Raw genomic sequence first — 20,439 nt, forward strand, 5'->3', positions numbered from 1 at the left:
AAACCAGTGAAGGAGACTGCAATGATAAATATGAAAAAGCTGATAATCTTTCCCTTGATTGCTGCAATTTTTATAGCGTTTATTCCACAAAGGGCATATGCCTCTTTTTCAGTAAGTGCACATAGTGCAATTTTAATGGAGCAAAGCTCGGGCCGGGTACTTTATGATAAAAATGCAAATAAGCCAATGAGAATTGCAAGCATTACTAAGATTATGACCGCCATTTTAGCAATTGAATCGGGGAAAATGGATGAATGGGTAAAAGTAAGTGAAAAGGCAGTCCATACAGAAGGATCCTCCATATATTTATTTCCTGGTGAAAAAATAAAGCTAGAGGATTTGGTGTACGGGTTAATGCTCAGGTCCGGCAATGACGCAGCTGTAGCTATTGCAGAGCATGTCGGCGGCAGCCTGGATGGCTTTGTTTATCTAATGAATCAAAAGGCAGAAGAAATAGGTATGAATAATACTCATTTTGCCAATCCTCATGGGCTGGATGACCATGAAAATCATTTGTCAACAGCTTATGATATGGCTGTTTTAACTCGTTATGCGATGAATAATGAAGTGTATGAGAAAATTTCAGGCACAAAGGTTCATAAAGCACCGCACCCTACTGAGAAATGGGATCGAAAATGGAAGAATAAAAATAGATTGCTCACAGAGCTCTACAGGTACACAACAGGGGGAAAGACAGGCTATACAAAACGTGCAAAGCGGACATTAGTGACGACAGCTGAAAAAGATGAGCTGAAATTAATTGCTGTAACACTAAATGGGCCAGATGATTGGAATGATCATATTCAAATGTATGAAACAGGGTTTAACACCTATCGTTTAACAGAGGTTTTGCCAAAGGGAAATATCCCACAAGTGAAGGATCAATTTTATAAAAAGAAGGTCTATGTTGAGCATAGCTTCGATTATCCAGTGACACCGAAGGAAAAGAAGCTTTTCAGAATAGAATATAAACTTATGAAGCCAGATAAAGAATGGAAAGAGAATCCTCCCGAAATAGTTGGTCAGGTGATTGTTTATTTTGACGATAAACAAGTAAGAAGGATGCCAATTTATTATAAACATGCTGATAATGAAGACAAGCAGTCGTTTTTTGAGCGATTCAGAAAAATATTTCTTGTAATGATTGGTGTGAAAATAGATGGTTAATATCATATGGGTATTCCTAACAGTCATCGGAATTATCTTTGCCATGATTAATGGCACGATGGATCAAGTGAATGAAGCGATCTTTAATGGTGCAGCAGAGGCAGTTACTTTATGTATCGGGTTAATCAGTGTACTTGTTTTTTGGTTAGGCATGATGAGAATTGCAGAGGAAGCTGGACTATTGCAAAAATTGTCACTCCTATTTAGACCGCTTGTGAAAAAGCTTTTCCCGGATGTACCGAATGAACATCCTGCAATGGGCTACATACTCTCCAATATGATGGCAAATATGTTTGGTCTTGGCAATGCAGCTACCCCGCTAGGAATTAAGGCGATGGAGGAATTAAAACGATTAAATGGAGGATTGGATGTTGCAAGCCGTTCAATGATCACTTTTTTAGCAATTAATACGTCAAGCATCACACTCATTCCAACAATGGTTATTGCCATTCGAATGAAATATGAGTCCGCATCCCCAACAGAAATTGTAGGTCCAACGTTAATTGCATCCTTTTGCTCAGCAATAGGCGCCATCATCATTGATCGGTATTTTTACTATAGAAGAACGAGAAAGGGATGAAGTCGTATGCAAATTGTGTCGGTGATCTCCCTCTGGTTTATTCCTGTTCTAATAGGTTTTATTTTAATCTACGGGACGATAAAACGTGTACCTACTTATGAAAGCTTTGTTGAAGGCGGAAAAGAAGGAATAAAAATTGCTGTCTCAATTATCCCTTTTTTAGTTGGGATGCTCGTAGCGATTTCAGTTTTTCGAGCATCCGGAGCATTGGAATACTTCATGGAGTTTATACGGCCTGTGCTGGAAGCAATAGGCGTTCCCCCTGATATTGTGCCGTTAGCCATCATTCGTCCAATCTCTGGCTCTGCCGCACTTGGAATAACAAGTGATCTTATCTCCGTTCATGGACCTGATTCGTTTATCGGCAGACTAGCATCAGTTCTTCAAGGCAGTACAGACACAACGTTTTATGTGCTTACAGTCTACTTTGGTGCAGTTGGAATCAGGAAAATGGGAGATGCCTTAAAGGTAGGTTTGTTGGCAGATTTAATCGGAATCATTGCAGCAATAGTGGTTGTTACGATTATTTTCGGCAGAATATGAAAGATACAAACGATAAAAAAACAATCAATGATACCTAAAAAATAGGTATTTTTTTTTATTGCTAATGAAATTTTAGAAATTATTGTTGTGTTCCACTTTGTGAACGAGACGCTTCCGCATTGGTTACTTATTATTTGAAAAAAGCGTCTACTTTGAAAAAAGGATGATTTATGTCATAATTCATTAGGATGGAAATAGGTATAATCCTTAATAAGTATTAGTTGGGGTGACATAAATGGAAAGATTGCAAAAGGTAATTGCCCATGCAGGATTTGCTTCACGCAGGAAAGCGGAGGAGCTCATCAAGGAAGGGCATGTAAGGGTGAATGGAAAAACAGTAAAGGAATTGGGTATTAAGGTTTCATCTTCTGATCGAGTAGAAGTGAATGGGATTCCTGTGGAAAGGGAAGAACCAGTTTATTTTCTTCTATATAAACCAAGAGGCGTTATTTCAAGTGTAACGGATGATAAAGGAAGAAAAGTAGTGACTGACTTTTTTCAGCAAATTGAACAGCGGATATACCCAGTAGGGCGTTTAGACTTTGATACCTCTGGTCTGTTGCTTTTAACAAATGACGGGGAGTTTGCAAACATGCTCATGCACCCAAAAAATGAAATTGAAAAGGTGTATGTAGCAAAGGTGAAGGGGATTCCATCAAGAGAGAAAATGAGAAGCCTAGAAAAAGGAGTCCGCTTGGAAGATGGGAAAACAGCCCCAGCTCAGACGAAGGTGCTTTCTATCGATAAGAAAAAGCAGACGGCTATTATTGAATTAACCATTCATGAGGGCAGAAATCGTCAAGTCAGAAGGATGCTCGAGGCAATTGGTCATCCAGTCATTAAATTAAAAAGGGAAAGGTACGGTTTCTTAACACTTCAAGGGTTAAAGGCGGGAGAAGCAAGAGAGTTAACAGCACATGAAGTCAAGCAATTACGCGCACTTTCAAAATCATAAATACTTTTGTTTAATTGTGTTAATTTTCAACCATTAAGGGAAATTTCATAGAAAAGTCACAGTTACTTCAAATTGTAAACATTATTGGAATGTTGATAAATGATATAATAAAAATCGGCTGTTTCGTTTTCCACAGCGTTTTTCTAAAGGGGAGAGTGTGATGAAAAAGCGTCGTTTAGTAATGAGAACGATTATTTTGCTAATATTAGGTGCAGCTGTCGCATATACCTTGTATGCAAATTTCACAAAAGATGATATTAAAAAGGTTGTTGTTGGCGAACAAGCACCTGATTTCGTTCTTGTAGATTTGAATGGAGAAGAGCATCGTCTTTCAGATTACAAAGGTCAGGGTGTTTTTCTAAACTTCTGGGGTACATATTGCAAGCCATGTGAAAAAGAAATGCCGTATATGGATAATCAGTATAAACAATTTAAAGACAAAGGTGTACAAACATTAGCTGTAAACGTAGGTGAGTCAGAGCTATCAGTAAGTAAATTTGCTGATAGACATAATTTATCTTTTCCAATTGTTATAGATAAAGACGGACAAGTTCAGACTGCTTACAAAATTGGCGCACTTCCTGCAACTTTTATGATAGATAAAGATGGAAAAGTTGTTAAGTATCACACAGGTCAATTGACGGAAGAAATGATTAAAGAGTTAATGGAACAAGTTCAACCATAAGCTACGGGGAGTTTTTAAAATGAAACATGTAAAATGTGAATGCGGGCATGTGAATCCTCATGGAACCATTCTTTGCGAAGCATGTGGAAGAGTTCTTCAGGAATCGGAAAAGGATAAGAAACTTGTTGATATGCGCTATGAAGGCAGTGCACGCCGCTCGCAAACATACAACAAAACAATTATTGATAAAGTTTGGAACTTTTTCTCATCTGTAAAGGTTGGTGTTTGGCTAATTGTCATTACACTGATTGCCTCTGCACTTGGAACAATCTTACCGCAAGAAATGTACATTCCTCCTATTATGCCTGCTGAAGAATATTATGAGGATCAGTATGGGTGGATAGGAAAGCTGTATTACGATCTTGGATTTCATAATTTATACAGTTCATGGTGGTATCTTGTATTAATCGCATCAATTGGTATTTCTTTAGTTATATGCAGTCTTGACCGGATGATTCCATTATGGAGGGCTTTAAAAGCTCAGCGTGTCGCAAGGCATGAGGGGTTTTTAAAACGCCAGCGTATCTTTGGTGTCTCAGAGGCTAGCAATCTTGATGAATCCTATGAAGAGGTTAAAGAAAGATTAAAAGCGAAGAGATACAATATCCGGGAAGAAGATGGGAATATTCTTGCTGAAAAGGGCAGATTTTCAAGATGGGGTCCGTATGTGAACCATATCGGGCTTATTATCTTCTTAATCGGCGGAATGCTCCGATTTGTTCCAGGGATGTATATTGATGAAATCCTTTGGATTCGTGAGGGTGAAACAAAAGTTATTCCTGAAACAGATGGACAGTACTATTTAAAGAATAATAAGTTTATTTTAGAAGTTTATGATAAGGATAAAGATAATAAAGCATTTAGTGAAGCCATTGAGGAAAAAGGGATGGTAGCTAAGAATTATCAGTCAGATGTAACCCTTTACAAAAAGAAAGGTGAAACGGTTGCTGGACAAGAACCTGAACTTGAGAAGGTAAAGGATTATTCGATTAAAGTAAATGAGCCGTTAAAGTTTGAAGGATATGCACTCTATCAAGTTAGTTATAAATTAGATGAATTAAATAAAATGACTTTTACACTTAATAAAAAGGATTCGGATGAGTCATTTGGTGAAATAAAAATTGATTTAAATGATCCTAAGGATCGTTATGATCTTGGTAATGGCTATGCTGTAGAAGTTGTGAGCTATTTTCCTGACTTTGAGTTTGATGACAGTGGGGAGCCAATAACGAAATCAAAAGTTCCAAACAATCCAGCTTTTGTTTTCAAAATGATTACTCCTGATAAAAAAGACGGTGAAGTCAGCTTCGTGGCTATTCAGCAAACGATCGAGCCATTTGGAGATAATGAATATAAAATGAATTTTGCTGGTATTGATACGAAAAATGTATCATCCATAACGGTTCGTAAAGATTTAACATTGTGGATTATCGCGTTAGGCGGACTTATTTTCATGATAGGGGTTGCTCAAGGATCGTATTGGAACCATCGCCGTATATGGATTCGCAGAGTAAATGATGAAGTATGGGTTGCTGGACATACAAATAAAAACTGGCATGGCCTAAAAAGGGAAATCGCCGCAGTTTTAGATGGTACTGGAATCGATGAACCTGAGGATCAAGTGCAGAAAGAAAGTAAAGAATAAGGAGGGAAATCAGTGGTTAATTTAAGTGGAAATTTATTATTCGCTTCTTTTATTCTTTATTTAATCGCCACTGTCTTTTTTGCAGGAGCGATTAAGGATAAAAAGGGAAAGATAAAAGAAAAAGGTCCGAATAAATGGGCAAGAATAGCAATTCTTATTACTATCATTGGATTTATTTCTCAGTTGGGCTATTTTATTACACGCTGGATTGTGGCTGGACATGCTCCTGTAAGTAATATGTTTGAATTTGGTACATTTTTTGCTTTATCATTGGTTGGTGCTTTTATCGTATTATACTATATGTATAAAACACCATTGCTTGGTGCATTCACTTTACCAGTAGCACTCTTGCTAATTGCATTTTCAAGCATGTTTTCACGTGATATATCACCGCTCATTCCGGCACTGCAAAGTCATTGGCTTTATATTCACGTAACAACTGCTGCACTGGGACAAGCAATTTTGGGAATGAGTTTTGCGGCGGGTCTTATTTATCTTGTCAAAGCAGTAGATCAATCAAAACCAAGTAAACGTACATTTTGGCTAGAAACAATTATGTTTGGCCTCATTTGTACGCTTGGATTTGTAATTGTAACAACTACATTCTCATTATTAGATTATAAAGCTGAGTTTAATTGGATTGATAAGAATGGCCAAGAGTTAAAACAAGAATTTAATATGCCTGCAATAACCGGACCGAATGAGGGTGAATTGCTAACGGCTGGAAAATTTGAGCCTCTTGTAGAAATGCCCGGCATTATTAATGCGAAAAAGCTAAATACTGTTATATGGTCATTATTGTCAGGAACCATTATCTACTTATTATTCAGATTGATCATCCGTAAACGTGTAGGAGCTCTGTTGCAGCCAGTAGTGAAAAATATTAAACTAGATTTAGTAGATGAAATTGGCTACCGTTCAGTATTAATAGGCTTCCCGGTATTTACTTTGGGAGCATTAATATTTGCAATGATTTGGGCGCAAATTGCCTGGACAAGATTTTGGGGATGGGATCCGAAAGAGGTTTGGGCACTCATCACTTTCTTATTCTATGCAGCTTTCCTGCATTTACGATTATCAAAAGGCTGGCATGGAGAAAAATCTGCTTGGCTTGCTGTTATAGGGTTTGTGATTATCATGTTTAACTTTGTAGCAGTAAATCTTGTCATTGCAGGTCTGCATTCTTATGCAGGCTAATGAAGCGGCAGAAGTATTGATAGGAATAGATTAAAAATTTTACTTAACTTGGAAAAAAGCCTTCACTTCACGTTAGTGAAGGCTTCTTTTAAAAGATATTTTCGGGGGAAAATGATAAGGGGGATATGAGTTATGGACAAAGACGTTAGAATTTTAGTGGTGGATGATGAGGAAAGAATTCGGCGTTTATTAAAAATGTACTTGGAGAGGGAAAACTATTCCATAGACGAAGCAGAGGATGGAAATGAAGCAGTTGCAAAGGCACTAGGGAATGAGTATGATGTCATTCTGCTCGATTTAATGATGCCAGGGAAAGACGGAATCGAAGTATGCCGTGAAGTAAGAGAGAAAAAAGCTACGCCAATTATCATGTTAACAGCCAAGGGGGAGGAAGTTAACAGAGTACAAGGTTTTGAGGTTGGCACTGATGATTATATTGTCAAGCCGTTTAGTCCAAGAGAGGTTGTTTTGCGTGTAAAGGCCCTCCTGCGCCGGTCATCAAAGACTTCCTTTATTCAAACAGAAACAACTGCGAAGGATGTCATTGTCTTTCCGCATTTAACGATCGATCATGATGCGCATCGAGTATTAGCGGATGGAAAAGAAGTAAGTCTTACTCCAAAAGAATATGAATTACTCTATTTCTTAGCAAAATCTCCTGATAAAGTTTTTGACAGGGAACAATTGCTCAAAGAAGTGTGGCATTATGAATTTTTTGGCGATTTAAGAACGGTTGATACACATGTGAAGCGTCTGCGTGAAAAGTTAAATAAAGTCTCGGAACAAGCGGCAAAAATGATTGTAACTGTTTGGGGAGTTGGCTATAAGTTTGAGGTTATTAATGAATGATGCTGTGGCGCAGTGTTGTAGGTAAGCTGTGGATTACCATTCTTCTGCTCGTATCTTTTGTGTTATTTATATTAACCATTATGCTTCTTGAGTTTTTTGAGAATTATCATATCAATGAAACAGAAAAAGGGCTTACAGATACTGCGCAAAAAATTGCACAAATTCTGGAGGAGCATGAGAAAGAAATCGGGCTGGAAATTGCGTGGGAATTAGTTGATGACTATACAAAAATTGTTATCATTCACAATGAAAATGAATATGATTACTCACCGAATAAAAACCAAACATTTCAGTTGCCATTGTCGTATTTAACGGAAGATAAAGATCTGCAAAAAGTATTTACAGAAAAGAAAACAGTCCAGAAAATTTCTCCATTTTCGGTAAAAGAGGAAATGGATAATGATAAAACAAAAATATTAATAATTGGTGTTCCTTTAAGTGAAATAGATAATGAAAATGGTGCAGTTTTTATATACCAATCATTAGAGGTTATGCAGGAAACAACTCAGACTACAACAAAATTTATTTTTCTTGCAGCAGGTGTAGCGATTATTCTAACAACTATTTTCGCTTTCTTCCTATCGACTCGGATTACTGCACCGCTCCGTAAAATGCGAGAAGCAGCATTTGAAGTGGCAAGGGGAAAATTTGATACGAAAATCCCTCTAACTTCCCATGACGAGATTGGTGAATTGGCGATCGCCTTTAACCAAATGGGAAAACAGCTGAAATTTAATATGAATGCTTTAAGTCAGGAAAAAGAGCAGTTTGCCAGTATTTTAAGCGGGATGGCAGACGGTGTTATTACGTTTAATAGAGATGGGACCATTCTAATCACCAATCCTCCAGCAGATCGCTTTTTGCATAATTGGTATTATGAGCAAGAGGAAGGCAATAAAGATACAGCTGCTGTTCCTTCAAAAGTAATGGAGCTTTTCCAGCAGGCGGTTAATACTGAAAAAGAACAGGTTGGTGAAATCTCTATACAGGGTAGATTCTGGGTTATGATTGTCAGCCCGCTCTATGATAATAAATATATTCGCGGTGCAGTGGCAGTTATTCGTGATATGACAGAAGAAAGGCAGCTTGACAAGCTAAGGCAAGATTTTATTGCCAATGTTTCTCATGAACTACGAACACCTATTTCAATGATGCAAGGGTATAGTGAAGCGATCGTAGATGATATTGCTGGGACTGATGATGAAAAGAAAGAAATGGCTCGGGTCATTTATGATGAATCCTTAAGAATGGGCAGACTTGTCAATGAGCTGCTTGATCTTGCAAGAATGGAAGCGGGTCATATTCAATTAACAATTGAAGAGATTGAGGTTCATTCTTATTTTCAGAAAATTATTCGGAAGTTTCAAGGGCTTGCAAAAGACAAGGGGATCGTGCTTGAACAGGAACTTGAAGGAAATGAAACGTGGTTTAAATTTGATCCTGATCGATTAGATCAAGTATTAACCAATTTGATTGATAACGCGATACGCCATACACCAGAAAAGGGATTTGTAAAAGTTTCCGAACGTATGGAAGAACGCGGATTGATAATTGAAGTAAAGGATTCTGGTTCAGGTATTCCAGAGGAAGACTTGCCTTTTGTGTTTGAAAGGTTTTATAAAGCCGATAAAGCGAGAACAAGGGGCCGATCAGGAACAGGTTTAGGTCTTGCCATTGCCAAAAACATTGTCAATGCACATAAAGGTCAAATATCTGTCCAAAGCAAACTAGGCCAAGGAACGACATTTTCCATCCTTATTCCTCGAAAAAACGAATAATATCGTATACTATGCCGATTGTTCTTGATACACGAGAAACATAGAAAAGCGAAAGCGCCTTGTTCATCGCCGTACAAACTGGAAGGACCGCGAATGAGATAAAGGAAACACGGAGAGCGATAGCGATTCGATGTTGACGCAATCGTTGCGGAGGGGACCTGAAATTTGGTAGGCGATAGGTCGCTTGCGCTAGACAATTCTCATCTTTTAAAACAAATGAATCATGAATAGGGGCAAAAGGAAGGATTCCTGAGAAAATCCTTCCTTTTTTGTATAGAAAATACTATATTTAAAGGTGTAACTTTTTCTTTTTTCTATGCGACTAAATTAATGAACGGGGAGGGGAATCGATGGACTCCGTTTTTGATGAATTATATAGAAAATATCATCATGACGTTTTTCAATTTCTTTTTTATATGGTCAAAAACAAAGAGCAGGCTGAAGACCTTGTACAAGAGGTATATATAAGAGTATTAAAATCGTATGAAAGATTTGAAGGAAAAAGCAGTGAGAAGACATGGCTTTTTTCGATTGCCCGAAATGTTGCGATTGATTCTTTTCGTAAACAAAAAGGGTGGAAACAAAGGATATTAGAAAAGTTTGATTGGTCTACTTCTCAGGTTAAGGATGATCATCCAATTCCTGAAGATATTGCAGTTCAAAATGAAGAGATTCAACAAATATATAAATGTCTGGATCAGTGCACAGTTGATCAGCGTCTTGTCATTGTCATGAGGTATATCCATGAATTTTCTATCTTAGAAACAGCTGAAAGCTTAGGATGGACTGAAAGCAAGGTAAAGACGACTCAGCATAGGGCATTAAAAATATTAAAAAAACAGATGGAGGAAATGATTAGAAAGGAGGGGATAGAAAATGAAAAAATCAGAATGGAGCGATAATCAGCTTAAAGAATTATTAAGCCAAATGCCAAAAATAAAAGATGAGCGAGATCCAAGTGAAATATTCCAAAATATTACCGTTCGGATGAATAAGCGGAAACAACGAACATGGATCATGCCTACGGCTGCTGCAGCCCTTGCTGCCGTTCTATTTTTAATTCTTGTCCCTAACCTTTTTAATTGGGAGAACACTGAAGAGCAAGCGTCGGATAGCACAAAACAGTCGGCAGCCTCAGAAAAAATCTCTATGAAGGAAGGCGTGAATATACAGGAAGCGGAACAAAATGAGACATATGAAGATAGTGCGATTCCATTTACAGCGGAGGAAGCACCTGAAAAGGATAGCGAGATTGGAATAAGATCAATGGATATCGAAGATCCTGAAACAGCTGTATATGAAGAGGATATTAGCGGGATGGAAGTTCTAACCTATGCAATACCTGATGAAAAGGCAATGATGGCGGTGCCTGTTAGTGTGCTAGTGACGAAGAATGAAGATAAATCTAAATTTGACCTATTTGAAGAAAACATGGTGAATTTAAGTGAAAGAGAGTGGGGATTAAGCGATTATTTCCCATTAAATGCAGAATTTGCTTTTGATGAGGCTAGCAGGGAACTAACAATAGATTTTCCTGTAGACCATACTTATGGAGATGGCTCAGCTTCCGAAATGGTTTTTAGCGAAGTGCTTAGCTATACAATGACTGCATTAAATATTAGTAAAATTAAGGTTACAACAGATGGAAAGACTGGAATGGAGCTTGGAAACAGCGGTGTAATAGAAGAATTTGAACCTGAAATCGGAAATCATGCGTATTATTTATATTATCCGAACGAGGCTAAAAAGCCTTATATTGTTCCTTATGGAGAGAAGTTAAGTTCAATTAGCGATGCATTTGCGGCTATGAAAGAAAACCAGGAGAAAGCAAACTTACTTGCTTCCATCCCTGCTGATATAAATTTTGAAACTGAGGAGAACCCGGAAGAAAAGAAATTAACGATTCGCTTCGGGGAAGGATCGGTCATAAATAATGATGAGTCTACATTGCATACAATTGAGGCTATTCTCTTAACAGCGAAAGACTTTAACTACCAAGCGGTAAAATTGGAGAATGCAGACGTGGATATGGTAGGCAGATTTAACTTAGATAATGAAATTAAAGTACCAGTTGCAGCAAATAAGCGCAGCTTGCCATAAAAGAAGATGAGCCAATGGCTTGTCTTCTTTTTCTGTAATAATCATAAGATCCTCCTCATATGGTGAATATGTCAGGAATTAAGTAAGAAAAGGAGCGGGAATCAAGGTGGATTATATCAAACGTTTTATTATTGCAATCATAATGGTACTTTGTGTTAGCCTATTGTTTATTGGCGGAAAAAACACAAGGGCACAAACGGCAGAAAAAATTGATACACCGATGGAGTTATATCAATTGATTTCATAGAATATATGATTTGCTAGTCTGCAGCCTTCAAAGTATAATAGGTAAAAATTAGGGAGGCAATAAAAGTGCTTACAGATTATCATAATCATTTGGAAACAGGTACTTTAAGTTTAGACTATTTACGGCAGTTTACAGATATGGCGAAACAAAGAGGGATTAATAGCTTTGGTATTTCAGAGCATGCCTATCATTTTTATCAGACTGCTGATATTTTGCAGAACCCGTGGGTGAATGAGCGACGTTATTATGACATGAAGGATTATGTAAGTCTGTTTCAACAAGCCTGGAAAAACGAGTTAGATGTAAAAATGTCGATTGAAATGGACTATACTCCAGGTAAGCATGAGGAAATGAAGCAGTTCATTCAAGCGTATTCCTTTGATTATGTAATCGGCTCCATCCATTGGATAGGCGATTTTGGGATTGATCTGTCTGAGTATAAGCATGAATGGAAAGAAAGAGATATTTATGAAATTTACAAGAAGTATTTTGACCAAGTTGTTACACTGGCCCAGTCCAATTTGTTTGATATTATTGGACATATTGATTTAGTGAAAATATTTAACTATGTACCCGAGAATGAAGAGTTCCTTTTAGAACAGTATGAGCGAGCGACAGATGCTTTAGCCGAATCAAAGACTTGTGTGGAAATAAGTACGGCAGGTTTAAGAAAACCTGTAGGAGAGCTATATCCAGATAAACGGCTATTAGAAAGATGTTTTGCAAAAAATATTCCAATCGTTTTATCATCAGATGCGCATTTCCCCCAGCATGTAGGTGCGGACTTTGATCAGGCGATTGCTTTAGCAAAAGAAGCAGGATATACAACTATTATGACGTTTTCAAAAGGAGAACGAAAAGAATATCCCCTCGGATAAAATAAAAAGGATGACTTATCTTGCGAGTCATCCTTTTCTTTTTCACTCATACAGTCATTCGATTGATGGAAACAATATCTTCCAGCTTTGTTAATAAAGCCATTATATCATCCTCTAACGGATTATCAAAAGTAAGGACCATAATCGCCTCGCCCCCTGCTTCTTTTCTTCCTACTTGCATAGTGGCGATATTGATTGAATGGTCACCCAGTATTTTTCCAACACGGCCAATTACACCTGGACGATCCATATGCTGAATATAAAGCAAGTTTCCTTCAGGCAGAAAATCAATATTGAATCCGTTTAGAAAAACAATCCGTGGTCCGTAATTCTCAATATACGATCCTCTGATCACAAATGAATTTTCTTCGCCCTTAGCAGTAATAGTAATGCAGTTGGCATAGCCATAAGCATCTGCAGATATTTTCTCCCCAACTGTAATGCCTCGTTCTTTTGCTGTCAGCAGGGCATTTACTTCGTTTACATTAACAGCGATTCTGTTTTTAAAGAAGCCGGCCAAAGTTGCTTTTGTCAAATAGGAAGTTTCTAATTCGGCAACAGTACCTGAATATGTAATCGTTAATTCATGGATTCCTTCGTTGATGCATTGCGATAAAATATAGCCCATTTGTTTGGAAATATGATGGAATGGACGAATTTTATCAAAAATATCTTTTGAAATTGCTGGTAGATTAATAGAATTTGAAACAGGATTATTTTCTAGGAATAATCGGACTTCCTTTGCTACTTGAATAGAAACATTTAATTGTGCTTCCTTTGTTGAAGCGCCTAGGTGGGGTGTTACAATGACATTATCAAATTTAAGAAGCGGGTTTTCGCCAGGAGGTTCCGTTTCAAAGACGTCAAGAGCTGCCCCAGCCACATGGCCAATCCCAATATATTTTGCGAGAGCTTGTTCATCAATTATTCCTCCGCGCGCGCAATTAAGAAAGAAAACTCCCTTTTTCGTTTTTCTTAAAGCCTGTTCATTAATGATGCCTTTTGTTTCTGCTGTGAGTGGCGTATGAACGGTGATGATATCCGCTTCTTCTAATACTCCGTCAATTTCGCAGGACTCAACTCCTAGCTTTGATGCGCGATCCTTTGTTAAAAAGGGATCATAAACTTTAATTGTCATACCGAATGCTTTTGATCGTTTGGCTATTTCAGTCCCAATTCTCCCCATCCCAATAATGCCTAATGTTTTTCCATAAAGCTCTGTTCCAAGAAAATGATTTCGCTTCCATTCTAAATTTTTGACTGTTTGATGTGCTTGAGGAATATTTCTCATCATGGAGGCCATCATGGCAAAGGTGTGTTCAGCGGTAGAAATTGTATTTCCATCAGGAGCGTTAATGACAACGATGCCTCTGCGTGTTGCTGCTTCTACTTCAATATTATCGACACCTACACCAGCACGGGCGATAATTTTTAAATTTGGCATCTTGTTTAATAATTTCTCGTTAACTTTTGTTGCACTTCTTACAAGTAAAGCATCAATGATTTCTAAGTTAACTTCTTGATCCGTAGTCTTTTTTTGAATAATAGCAGCATTTTCCATTTCTGATAATGGCAGCAATCCCTCTTCACTAATTGAGTCAGCAACTAAAATAGTAAACATGTAAACACCTCATATGGAAACAATTTTCAGATAATTCTACAAGACAGATAGACATCTGTCAATTCACTAAACAACCTTATTTTGTTTGGAAGCGCTTTAATTTGCTGGTGTTAATAAATTGTCATTTAAGGCCTGAATAGTGGTGAAGTTTATGCCTTCCATTTTTAATCTTTTTCGAGTATAATATTATTTGTATAAAATTATACGGTCTATCTTCGGGGCAGGGTGAAATTCCCGACCGGCGGTGTTGAGTGTTCTATTCTCTAAGCCCGCGAGCCTATAATGGCGAAAGCAATGATCCAAAGAAATCTACAGTACATGCTGTTGAGAACTTTTCGGAATTGCTCTAGCTTGGGGCAGGATTTGGTGCGAATCCAAAGCCGACAGTACAGTCTGGATGGGAGAAGATGGAGGTTCTGCAGACGTTCAAAAATGCAGGTTTATTGAACGTTTATTTAGTGAGCCTTTGTAATCTCCCTCAAGTGATCAGCTTGAGGGTTTTCTTTTGCATTGGCTTTTAATACTGCTGAACCTTTCTTCTTTAGGAGAGATAGTCCTAACAAGGAGAGAGGAACATGAAGAAACTTACGGTTAAAGCTTTAGTTGGAATTGGAATGCTAAGCAGCATTTCGTACATTTTGATGCTACTGAATTTCCCATTGCCGCCATTTCCGAATTTTTTAATGATTGACTTTAGCGATATTCCTGCATTGATTGCTGCGTTAATCTTTGGTCCAGTGGCTGGAATTTTGGTCGAATTGATCAAGAACATATTGGATTACTTTATGACTGGAAGTGCAACTGGTGTGCCAGTTGGGCATATAGCAAACTTTGTGGCTGGGATCCTGTTTGTATTGCCGACATACTTCGTTTATAACAAACTAAAAACGAAAAAAGGCATGACATTTGGATTAGTAATTGGCACCTTTATCATGGCAGTGATCATGAGTGTGTTAAATTACTTTATTATTTACCCTGCATATACCCTCTTTTTGAATATGCCAGCGATGTCTGCTCCAGAAATACGAACAGTCGTTGTAACGGCAATCTTGCCTTTTAATATTATCAAAGGGTTATTAATTACACTTGTATTTATGCTATTATTTACGCGCATGAGTCCTTGGATTAACAAGCAAGGTCCATATAAGGGTGCGATACAATAAAGACTGAAAAGCGGAGGCGACTGATCAGCCCCGACAAGCATAAGGCGAGCTGGATGGAAGGTTGTTCTTTAACCTTCTAGCCAGATCGACTTATGACCTCGAGGGGCTAGGAGCCGCAGCTAGACGATAAAAAGCAACGGCCTGCACCGTTGCTTTTTACTATTAATAGTATCAGAATTTATAACTTTGGAGTTAGAGAATTGTCTAGCTATGGCGCTAGGGGCTCGAGGTCATAAGCAAACTCATCAAGAAGGCTAAAGAGCAGCCTTCTTGACAATTCATCTTATGCTTTTCGCCCCTGGGCAAGCCGCCCCCGCATTTCGGATTTTCTAGCGCAAGCGTCCTATTGCCTATCAAACTTCAGGTCCCCTCCGCAACGATTGCGTCAACATCGGTTCGCTTTCGCTCACCGTGTTTCCTTTATCGAAAGAACCGGCCCTTCTGCGTTTGTACGGCGATGACCATGGTGCTTCCACTTTTCTTGTTAAAAAAACTCCCTTTTCCATATGAAAGGGAGCAGTAGCGTTCACTATAAAAGAAAACTATTCAAATTTTAGTGGATCTCCATCAAATGAATCATCAGCCACTTTAATGGAATCAGTTGGACATCCTTCGAAAGCATCCATCATGTCATCGATTAGTACATCAGGAATTTCAACAATTCCTTGGTTATCATCTAGTGTAACGAATGCAATGCCTTCGTCATCATAATCATAAATGTCTGGTGCTGCAGCTCCACATGCCCCACATGCGATACATGTGTCTTTGTCAACAATTGTATACTTTGCCATGAAAAAACCTCCCAAAATTTAAAACAAATATTCTGATATTTTTTGAAGATTAAAACGTATTCCTCATACCTATTGTAAGACTGAATGGTCAACATTTCAATAGAAAAAGTATTGAGAATGCTTATCACAACAAGTTTGGGGCGATTTCTTTTGAATGTGAGATTTAATAAGACTCTAAATTTTTATTCATGATAAAATAAAGGATGATAGAAAGTTCCTATCATTTAAGAAATAAATTTTTGAAGAAAAATAGAATTATTTTAACTACGGAAATGTTAGTTGCTATAAATCTAAGGCTGTGTGATATGATGAAAAACTTTTATCTGTCTATGATTGTTTTATTTTGTTTACATAAAATTAATGGGGAGAGGACCATATATTCCATTCTTCATCTATTGAATGGAAAAAAATCATCGCAGACCATTCAGGATGCTCATTTTTTTAGGCTAACTTCTTTTTTCAGTATATACCCATCAATAAAAAGAGTAGAATTAGAAAGGATTATTGACTTTTTGCAGAAGCAAAGATTTATTTCAAAAAATACAGAACAGAGCTATTGTGTGACGTCTTTTGGGATAAAGCAGCTTGAGGAATACTTTAAACAAAATCCTATTCCTGTATATTTGAATGGCTGGAAATATCATAACCTGACAGAACTTTTTTGGGAAAGGCTATCATTAGCTGTTCAGGTAATTTCACAGCTGAAAAATCGAAATTCTAAATATTTGCCGATTCAAAAGAACAAGGAGCTTCATCATTGGCTAAAAGAGTACTTATTTAAAAGTAAGCTTAGCAAGGATGAAATAGCAGAAAAGTTATATGATGAACTTGTGGCATGCTTAGAAACAATTGACGGCATAGACCCGTCTATACTTGTGAGGAGATTAACAGGCTTTTCTTTAATCGGACTAACTGAGAACCAGGCTGCTGATCTATTTGACTTGGATGAAGGTGCTTATCATATACAATTCCTTAGTATACTTCATTATATGCTGGAAAAAGTCGGAACGAAACAAAGTGATTTTCCGCTTCTAAGTTTTATGATTGAGGACAAAAAAAGAAATGTGCCGCTTACTGAGTCAAGTAATCGAACGTTTAATCTATTGCAGACAGGTTATAATCTTGATCAAATTGCACATATGCGTAATTTGAAAAAGAATACGATTGAGGATCATCTCGTAGAAATTGCCTTAAATATTCCTGATTTTGATGTCACACCCTTTGTAGATATAGAAAAGCAAAAGAAAATAATAGCGGCAATCAATTCAGTGTCATCAAAACAGCTTAAACATATACGTGTACTTGTACCAGACGCAGACTATTTTGAAATCCGTTTGGTTTTAGCTAAAGGTGGTGAAAGGAAATGAACTTGGAGGAGCAATTGAAAAAGTATTTTGATTACACCACTTTTAGGTCAGGACAAAAAGAAGTGATATCCTCCATTTTGGAGGGGAATCATACGATCGCTATGCTGCCCACTGGAACGGGGAAATCATTATGCTATCAGCTGTCAGGCTATTTGTTAAACGGACAGGTTATCATCATTTCACCTCTCCTCTCATTAATGCAAGATCAGACTGAACAGTTAATGATGAATGGGGAAAAGAGAGTAATTGCATTAAATTCTTTTTTAGCGCAGCGGGAGAGAAGACAAGCCTTATCTCAATTAGATACGTATAAATTTATCTTTCTGTCTCCAGAAATGCTGAAATCTGATTTTATTTTGACTAGGCTGAAGGAGCTTCAAATTGCACTGTTCGTCATTGACGAAGCGCATTGTATATCTCAGTGGGGGTATGATTTTAGACCTGATTATTTGAAGCTGGGGGATTTTAGAAGGAAATTAGGGAATCCCTTAACCCTCGCTTTAACTGCAACGGCAACACCTGAGGTGAAGAAGGAATTGATTGCTTCCCTGAATTTGATAAAATGGAATGAATTTATCTATTCAGTAGATAGACCTAATATTACATTAGCCGTTGAAATGATTGACTCCTATCAGGATAAAACGGAGCGATTAGTAGAGCTGGTTAAAAATCTTCAAGGACCAGGAATTGTTTATTTTTCTAGTAAAAAAATGGCAGAAAAGATGGCTAATTACTTAAAACGACACGGGATCGATCGAGTGATGGCCTATCATGGAGGGATGGATCAGGAAAATAGGATTCTCATTCAACAGCAATTTCTTCATAGTCAACTGGATGTCATCTGCGCTACAAGTGCATTTGGCATGGGAATTAATAAGGAAAATATACGCTACGTGATCCATTTTCATATGCCGATCCAGCTCGAATCCTATTTGCAGGAAATTGGGCGGGCAGGCAGGGATGGAATGAAAAGTATTGCACTTCTTCTATATTCTCCTGGAGATGAGCAGCTGCCATATCAGCTTGCAGAGGCTGAACTGCCCAGTGAGGCGCAGATTGATTTTGTCTATCGTTTGCTTGAAGAAAAAAATAATTCAATTCATGATTTCGCTAAGCTTGAAAATGAGCTGATAAGTCTTTCCGGATTAACAGAGATCCAGTGGAGGATAGCGGCAGATTACTTATTTGGGAACACAGCTGAGACTCTACAGCAAAGATATATCCAATTAAAATTGTTTATAAATGAGCGTTTGCAAGTGAAGAGGAAAAAAATTAACGAAATGTTGACATGGACTCAAGCACAATTAAATGGGTGCAGAAGAAAAAATATCTTGAAGTATTTTAAAGAAGACAAGACAATAGAGATAGTTGATTGCTGCGATCAATGTGGGATTGATTTATCTGTATTTTATACGAAGATGAAAAATCATACTGCCGAGAAGAGTTATGATTGGAAAAATCATTTGGCAAAAATTCTTTTAATAAGTGAGCGTGGCAGATGAAGAACAATTATGCTGATATGATTAAAGAAATTTCTACTAAACAGCTATTATTCCATCTCTATTTAACCCAAATTATCCTATTAACGATTTCTTTCATTTTAGGTATTATTTTGTTTGAAAGTCTTTCGGAGTTTCTTAGCCTGTTTAAATGGAAAGATGTTCGTATATTATTAATTGGTGGAGTCGCTGGATTAGCAGTGGTTATGCTTGACCTTATTTTAATGAAGGTCCTGCCGGCCTCATATTATGATGATGGCGGATTAAATGAGAGAATCTTCCGTAATCGAAATATCGTTCACATAGCGTTCATTGCAGCAGTTGTTGCCTTCTGCGAGGAATTATTATTTCGAGGCATTATCCAGACACATGCTGGATTAATGGTTTCAAGTATTATATTTGCTATCGTTCATCATCGCTATTTATTTAACTGGTTTTTATTTTTAAATATTATTGTTTTAAGCTTTTTTATTGGTTATCTTTTTTTAATAACGGGGAATTTATTGGTAACCATTTTTATGCATTTTATTATTGATTTTTTGCTTGGCATACTTATAAAGAACCGTAATAACAAACAGGAAGGGATGTTCAATGAATAGAGAAGATCCTTACAGAGATCAGGCTGAACGGCTTAGGAAGAAAATTGAGAAAAATATAGATAGCAATGAGATCGAACCAGTTAAAGAAAAATTACCGCCGAGGAGCAGGCATCATCAGAAGAAAAAAAAGAAAAACAAGTGGAAAATAAAGTATCCTGTAATCAGTTTATTAGCCCTATTTTTTATCCTGCTGCCAATAGCTGTTTTAAGTATTTATCATTCGTTGAATGATGGAAGTTCTGGAAGTGCTGAAAAGGCAAGCACTACGAATTCAGGGTTTGAAACGGTAGGGTATGAAAATAAAGTAGATAAAAAAGTGAACGAAACAGAAGTGAAACAGGATGCCGGGAAAACAAAAGACGACACAGCTAAAAATAGCAATCAAGCAGAATCTAAATCTTCTATTCCGACTCCAAGGGATCCAGTGAATGGAGACAAAAATGATAAAGGAGTAACGGAAACCTCCAAGGAAGCTGAGAACAAAGCAAATCAAGAAAAGCAAAAGGAAAAAGAAGAACAAGAACAAGACAAGGACGCAGCGGTTATTTATCATACAGTTAAGTCAAATGAAACATTGTACAGAATTGCCATGAATTATTATAAATCTCAGTCAGGTATTGAAATTATTAGGCAAGCAAATAATCTGAACGGCAATGAAATCCGAGTAGGACAAGTATTAAAAATTCCGAAGAAATAATATTAATTTTCCCTTATCATATAAGATCGTACAAGCTCATATAGTAAGAGTATAGTGATGTGCATTCATATATGGGCT

General features: G+C 37.3%; 20 protein-coding genes and 1 riboswitch. Of the genes, 18 read left to right on the forward strand and 2 right to left on the reverse strand.

Features of this window, described 5'->3' with window-relative positions:
* Window positions 1-21: 21 nt before the first annotated feature.
* From C1726_RS19685 to C1726_RS19745, 13 genes are all read left to right on the forward strand, one after another.
* A complete protein-coding gene (locus C1726_RS19685; RefSeq protein ID WP_102274701.1) occupies window positions 22-1,167 on the forward strand; it encodes a D-alanyl-D-alanine carboxypeptidase family protein in 1,146 nt (381 codons plus the stop codon).
* On the forward strand, window positions 1,160-1,747 hold the full coding sequence (locus C1726_RS19690; RefSeq protein WP_102274702.1) for a nucleoside recognition domain-containing protein: 588 nt from the start codon (window positions 1,160-1,162) through the stop codon (window positions 1,745-1,747). Before C1726_RS19685 ends, C1726_RS19690 begins: the two co-directional genes overlap by 8 nt.
* A gap of 6 nt (window positions 1,748-1,753) precedes the next feature.
* Entirely contained in the window at window positions 1,754-2,290 is a 537-nt protein-coding gene (locus C1726_RS19695) for a spore maturation protein (RefSeq protein ID WP_102274703.1), read from the forward strand.
* A gap of 235 nt (window positions 2,291-2,525) precedes the next feature.
* Complete coding sequence (rluB, locus tag C1726_RS19700) at window positions 2,526-3,245, forward strand: 23S rRNA pseudouridine(2605) synthase RluB (protein WP_102274704.1); 720 nt, start codon at window positions 2,526-2,528, stop codon at window positions 3,243-3,245.
* A gap of 160 nt (window positions 3,246-3,405) precedes the next feature.
* Complete coding sequence (gene resA / locus C1726_RS19705) at window positions 3,406-3,930, forward strand: thiol-disulfide oxidoreductase ResA (protein WP_102274705.1); 525 nt, start codon at window positions 3,406-3,408, stop codon at window positions 3,928-3,930.
* A 19-nt stretch (window positions 3,931-3,949) separates the two neighbouring features.
* Window positions 3,950-5,575, forward strand: coding sequence for a cytochrome c biogenesis protein ResB (gene resB, locus C1726_RS19710; RefSeq protein ID WP_102274706.1), 1,626 nt, complete (start codon window positions 3,950-3,952; stop codon window positions 5,573-5,575).
* A gap of 12 nt (window positions 5,576-5,587) precedes the next feature.
* Window positions 5,588-6,772 carry a c-type cytochrome biogenesis protein CcsB gene (gene ccsB, locus C1726_RS19715; RefSeq protein ID WP_102274707.1) on the forward strand — a complete coding sequence of 395 codons (1,185 nt, stop codon included), beginning with the start codon at window positions 5,588-5,590 and terminating at the stop codon, window positions 6,770-6,772.
* 132 nt (window positions 6,773-6,904) lie between these two features.
* Complete coding sequence (locus tag C1726_RS19720; protein WP_102274708.1) at window positions 6,905-7,621, forward strand: response regulator transcription factor; 717 nt, start codon at window positions 6,905-6,907, stop codon at window positions 7,619-7,621.
* Window positions 7,618-9,399, forward strand: coding sequence for an ATP-binding protein (locus C1726_RS19725; protein ID WP_102274709.1), 1,782 nt, complete (start codon window positions 7,618-7,620; stop codon window positions 9,397-9,399). Before C1726_RS19720 ends, C1726_RS19725 begins: the two co-directional genes overlap by 4 nt.
* A gap of 350 nt (window positions 9,400-9,749) precedes the next feature.
* Entirely contained in the window at window positions 9,750-10,301 is a 552-nt protein-coding gene (sigX, locus tag C1726_RS19730; protein WP_102274710.1) for an RNA polymerase sigma factor SigX, read from the forward strand.
* A complete protein-coding gene (locus tag C1726_RS19735) occupies window positions 10,276-11,499 on the forward strand; it encodes a hypothetical protein (protein ID WP_102274711.1) in 1,224 nt (407 codons plus the stop codon). The genes sigX and C1726_RS19735 overlap by 26 nt, the downstream gene beginning before the upstream one ends.
* 106 nt (window positions 11,500-11,605) lie before the next feature.
* Window positions 11,606-11,746: a hypothetical protein gene (locus C1726_RS26640; RefSeq protein WP_235822806.1), complete on the forward strand. Its 141-nt coding sequence runs from the start codon at window positions 11,606-11,608 to the stop codon at window positions 11,744-11,746.
* Window positions 11,747-11,811: 65 nt separating this feature from the next.
* A complete protein-coding gene (locus C1726_RS19745) occupies window positions 11,812-12,624 on the forward strand; it encodes a histidinol-phosphatase (RefSeq protein ID WP_102274712.1) in 813 nt (270 codons plus the stop codon).
* Window positions 12,625-12,670: 46 nt separating this feature from the next.
* On the opposite strand, the gene serA is transcribed toward C1726_RS19745, so the two are convergent.
* A complete protein-coding gene (serA, locus tag C1726_RS19750; RefSeq protein WP_102274713.1) occupies window positions 12,671-14,245 on the reverse strand; it encodes a phosphoglycerate dehydrogenase in 1,575 nt (524 codons plus the stop codon).
* Window positions 14,246-14,452: 207 nt separating this feature from the next.
* Window positions 14,453-14,658, forward strand: a riboswitch (FMN riboswitch).
* 162 nt (window positions 14,659-14,820) lie between these two features.
* Between serA and C1726_RS19755 the strand changes: the two genes are divergently transcribed.
* A complete protein-coding gene (locus C1726_RS19755; RefSeq protein WP_102274714.1) occupies window positions 14,821-15,408 on the forward strand; it encodes an ECF transporter S component in 588 nt (195 codons plus the stop codon).
* Window positions 15,409-15,950: 542 nt separating this feature from the next.
* Here C1726_RS19755 and C1726_RS19760 read toward each other — a convergent pair.
* Window positions 15,951-16,199: a ferredoxin gene (locus tag C1726_RS19760; protein ID WP_102274715.1), complete on the reverse strand. Its 249-nt coding sequence runs from the start codon at window positions 16,197-16,199 to the stop codon at window positions 15,951-15,953.
* A 305-nt stretch (window positions 16,200-16,504) separates the two neighbouring features.
* On the opposite strand from C1726_RS19760, the gene C1726_RS19765 reads away from it, so the two are divergent.
* The 4 genes from C1726_RS19765 to C1726_RS19780 are packed head-to-tail and all read left to right on the forward strand — an operon-like array spanning window position 16,505 to window position 20,361.
* Complete coding sequence (locus C1726_RS19765; RefSeq protein ID WP_235822807.1) at window positions 16,505-17,566, forward strand: helix-turn-helix domain-containing protein; 1,062 nt, start codon at window positions 16,505-16,507, stop codon at window positions 17,564-17,566.
* Window positions 17,563-19,068: a RecQ family ATP-dependent DNA helicase gene (locus C1726_RS19770; RefSeq protein WP_102274716.1), complete on the forward strand. Its 1,506-nt coding sequence runs from the start codon at window positions 17,563-17,565 to the stop codon at window positions 19,066-19,068. The genes C1726_RS19765 and C1726_RS19770 overlap by 4 nt, the downstream gene beginning before the upstream one ends.
* Window positions 19,065-19,664, forward strand: coding sequence for a CPBP family intramembrane glutamic endopeptidase (locus C1726_RS19775; RefSeq protein WP_102274717.1), 600 nt, complete (start codon window positions 19,065-19,067; stop codon window positions 19,662-19,664). Before C1726_RS19770 ends, C1726_RS19775 begins: the two co-directional genes overlap by 4 nt.
* Window positions 19,657-20,361, forward strand: a complete 705-nt coding sequence (locus C1726_RS19780; RefSeq protein WP_102274718.1) for a LysM peptidoglycan-binding domain-containing protein — start codon at window positions 19,657-19,659, stop codon at window positions 20,359-20,361. Before C1726_RS19775 ends, C1726_RS19780 begins: the two co-directional genes overlap by 8 nt.
* The last annotated feature ends 78 nt before the right edge of the window (window positions 20,362-20,439 follow it).

It is taken from the genome of Cytobacillus massiliigabonensis (assembly GCF_900199725.1).
Taxonomy (GTDB): Bacteria; Bacillota; Bacilli; order Bacillales; family Cytobacillaceae; genus Cytobacillus; species Cytobacillus massiliigabonensis.

What these genes read in the sequence shown, in the direction of transcription:
- C1726_RS19780 (WP_102274718.1), top strand. Translation starts at nt 19,657, where the DNA reads ATGAATAGAGAAGATCCTTACAGAGATCAGGCTGAACGGCTTAGGAAG.
- serA (WP_102274713.1), bottom strand. Translation starts at nt 14,245, where the DNA reads ATGTTTACTATTTTAGTTGCTGACTCAATTAGTGAAGAGGGATTGCTG.
- C1726_RS19770 (WP_102274716.1), top strand. Translation starts at nt 17,563, where the DNA reads ATGAACTTGGAGGAGCAATTGAAAAAGTATTTTGATTACACCACTTTT.
- C1726_RS19735 (WP_102274711.1), top strand. Translation starts at nt 10,276, where the DNA reads ATGAAAAAATCAGAATGGAGCGATAATCAGCTTAAAGAATTATTAAGC.
- C1726_RS19725 (WP_102274709.1), top strand. Translation starts at nt 7,618, where the DNA reads ATGATGCTGTGGCGCAGTGTTGTAGGTAAGCTGTGGATTACCATTCTT.
- C1726_RS19765 (WP_235822807.1), top strand. Translation starts at nt 16,505, where the DNA reads ATGATGAAAAACTTTTATCTGTCTATGATTGTTTTATTTTGTTTACAT.
- C1726_RS19755 (WP_102274714.1), top strand. Translation starts at nt 14,821, where the DNA reads ATGAAGAAACTTACGGTTAAAGCTTTAGTTGGAATTGGAATGCTAAGC.
- resA (WP_102274705.1), top strand. Translation starts at nt 3,406, where the DNA reads ATGAAAAAGCGTCGTTTAGTAATGAGAACGATTATTTTGCTAATATTA.
- C1726_RS19760 (WP_102274715.1), bottom strand. Translation starts at nt 16,199, where the DNA reads ATGGCAAAGTATACAATTGTTGACAAAGACACATGTATCGCATGTGGG.
- resB (WP_102274706.1), top strand. Translation starts at nt 3,950, where the DNA reads ATGAAACATGTAAAATGTGAATGCGGGCATGTGAATCCTCATGGAACC.
- C1726_RS19690 (WP_102274702.1), top strand. Translation starts at nt 1,160, where the DNA reads ATGGTTAATATCATATGGGTATTCCTAACAGTCATCGGAATTATCTTT.
- C1726_RS19720 (WP_102274708.1), top strand. Translation starts at nt 6,905, where the DNA reads ATGGACAAAGACGTTAGAATTTTAGTGGTGGATGATGAGGAAAGAATT.
- C1726_RS19685 (WP_102274701.1), top strand. Translation starts at nt 22, where the DNA reads ATGATAAATATGAAAAAGCTGATAATCTTTCCCTTGATTGCTGCAATT.
- C1726_RS19695 (WP_102274703.1), top strand. Translation starts at nt 1,754, where the DNA reads ATGCAAATTGTGTCGGTGATCTCCCTCTGGTTTATTCCTGTTCTAATA.
- sigX (WP_102274710.1), top strand. Translation starts at nt 9,750, where the DNA reads ATGGACTCCGTTTTTGATGAATTATATAGAAAATATCATCATGACGTT.
- rluB (WP_102274704.1), top strand. Translation starts at nt 2,526, where the DNA reads ATGGAAAGATTGCAAAAGGTAATTGCCCATGCAGGATTTGCTTCACGC.
- C1726_RS19775 (WP_102274717.1), top strand. Translation starts at nt 19,065, where the DNA reads ATGAAGAACAATTATGCTGATATGATTAAAGAAATTTCTACTAAACAG.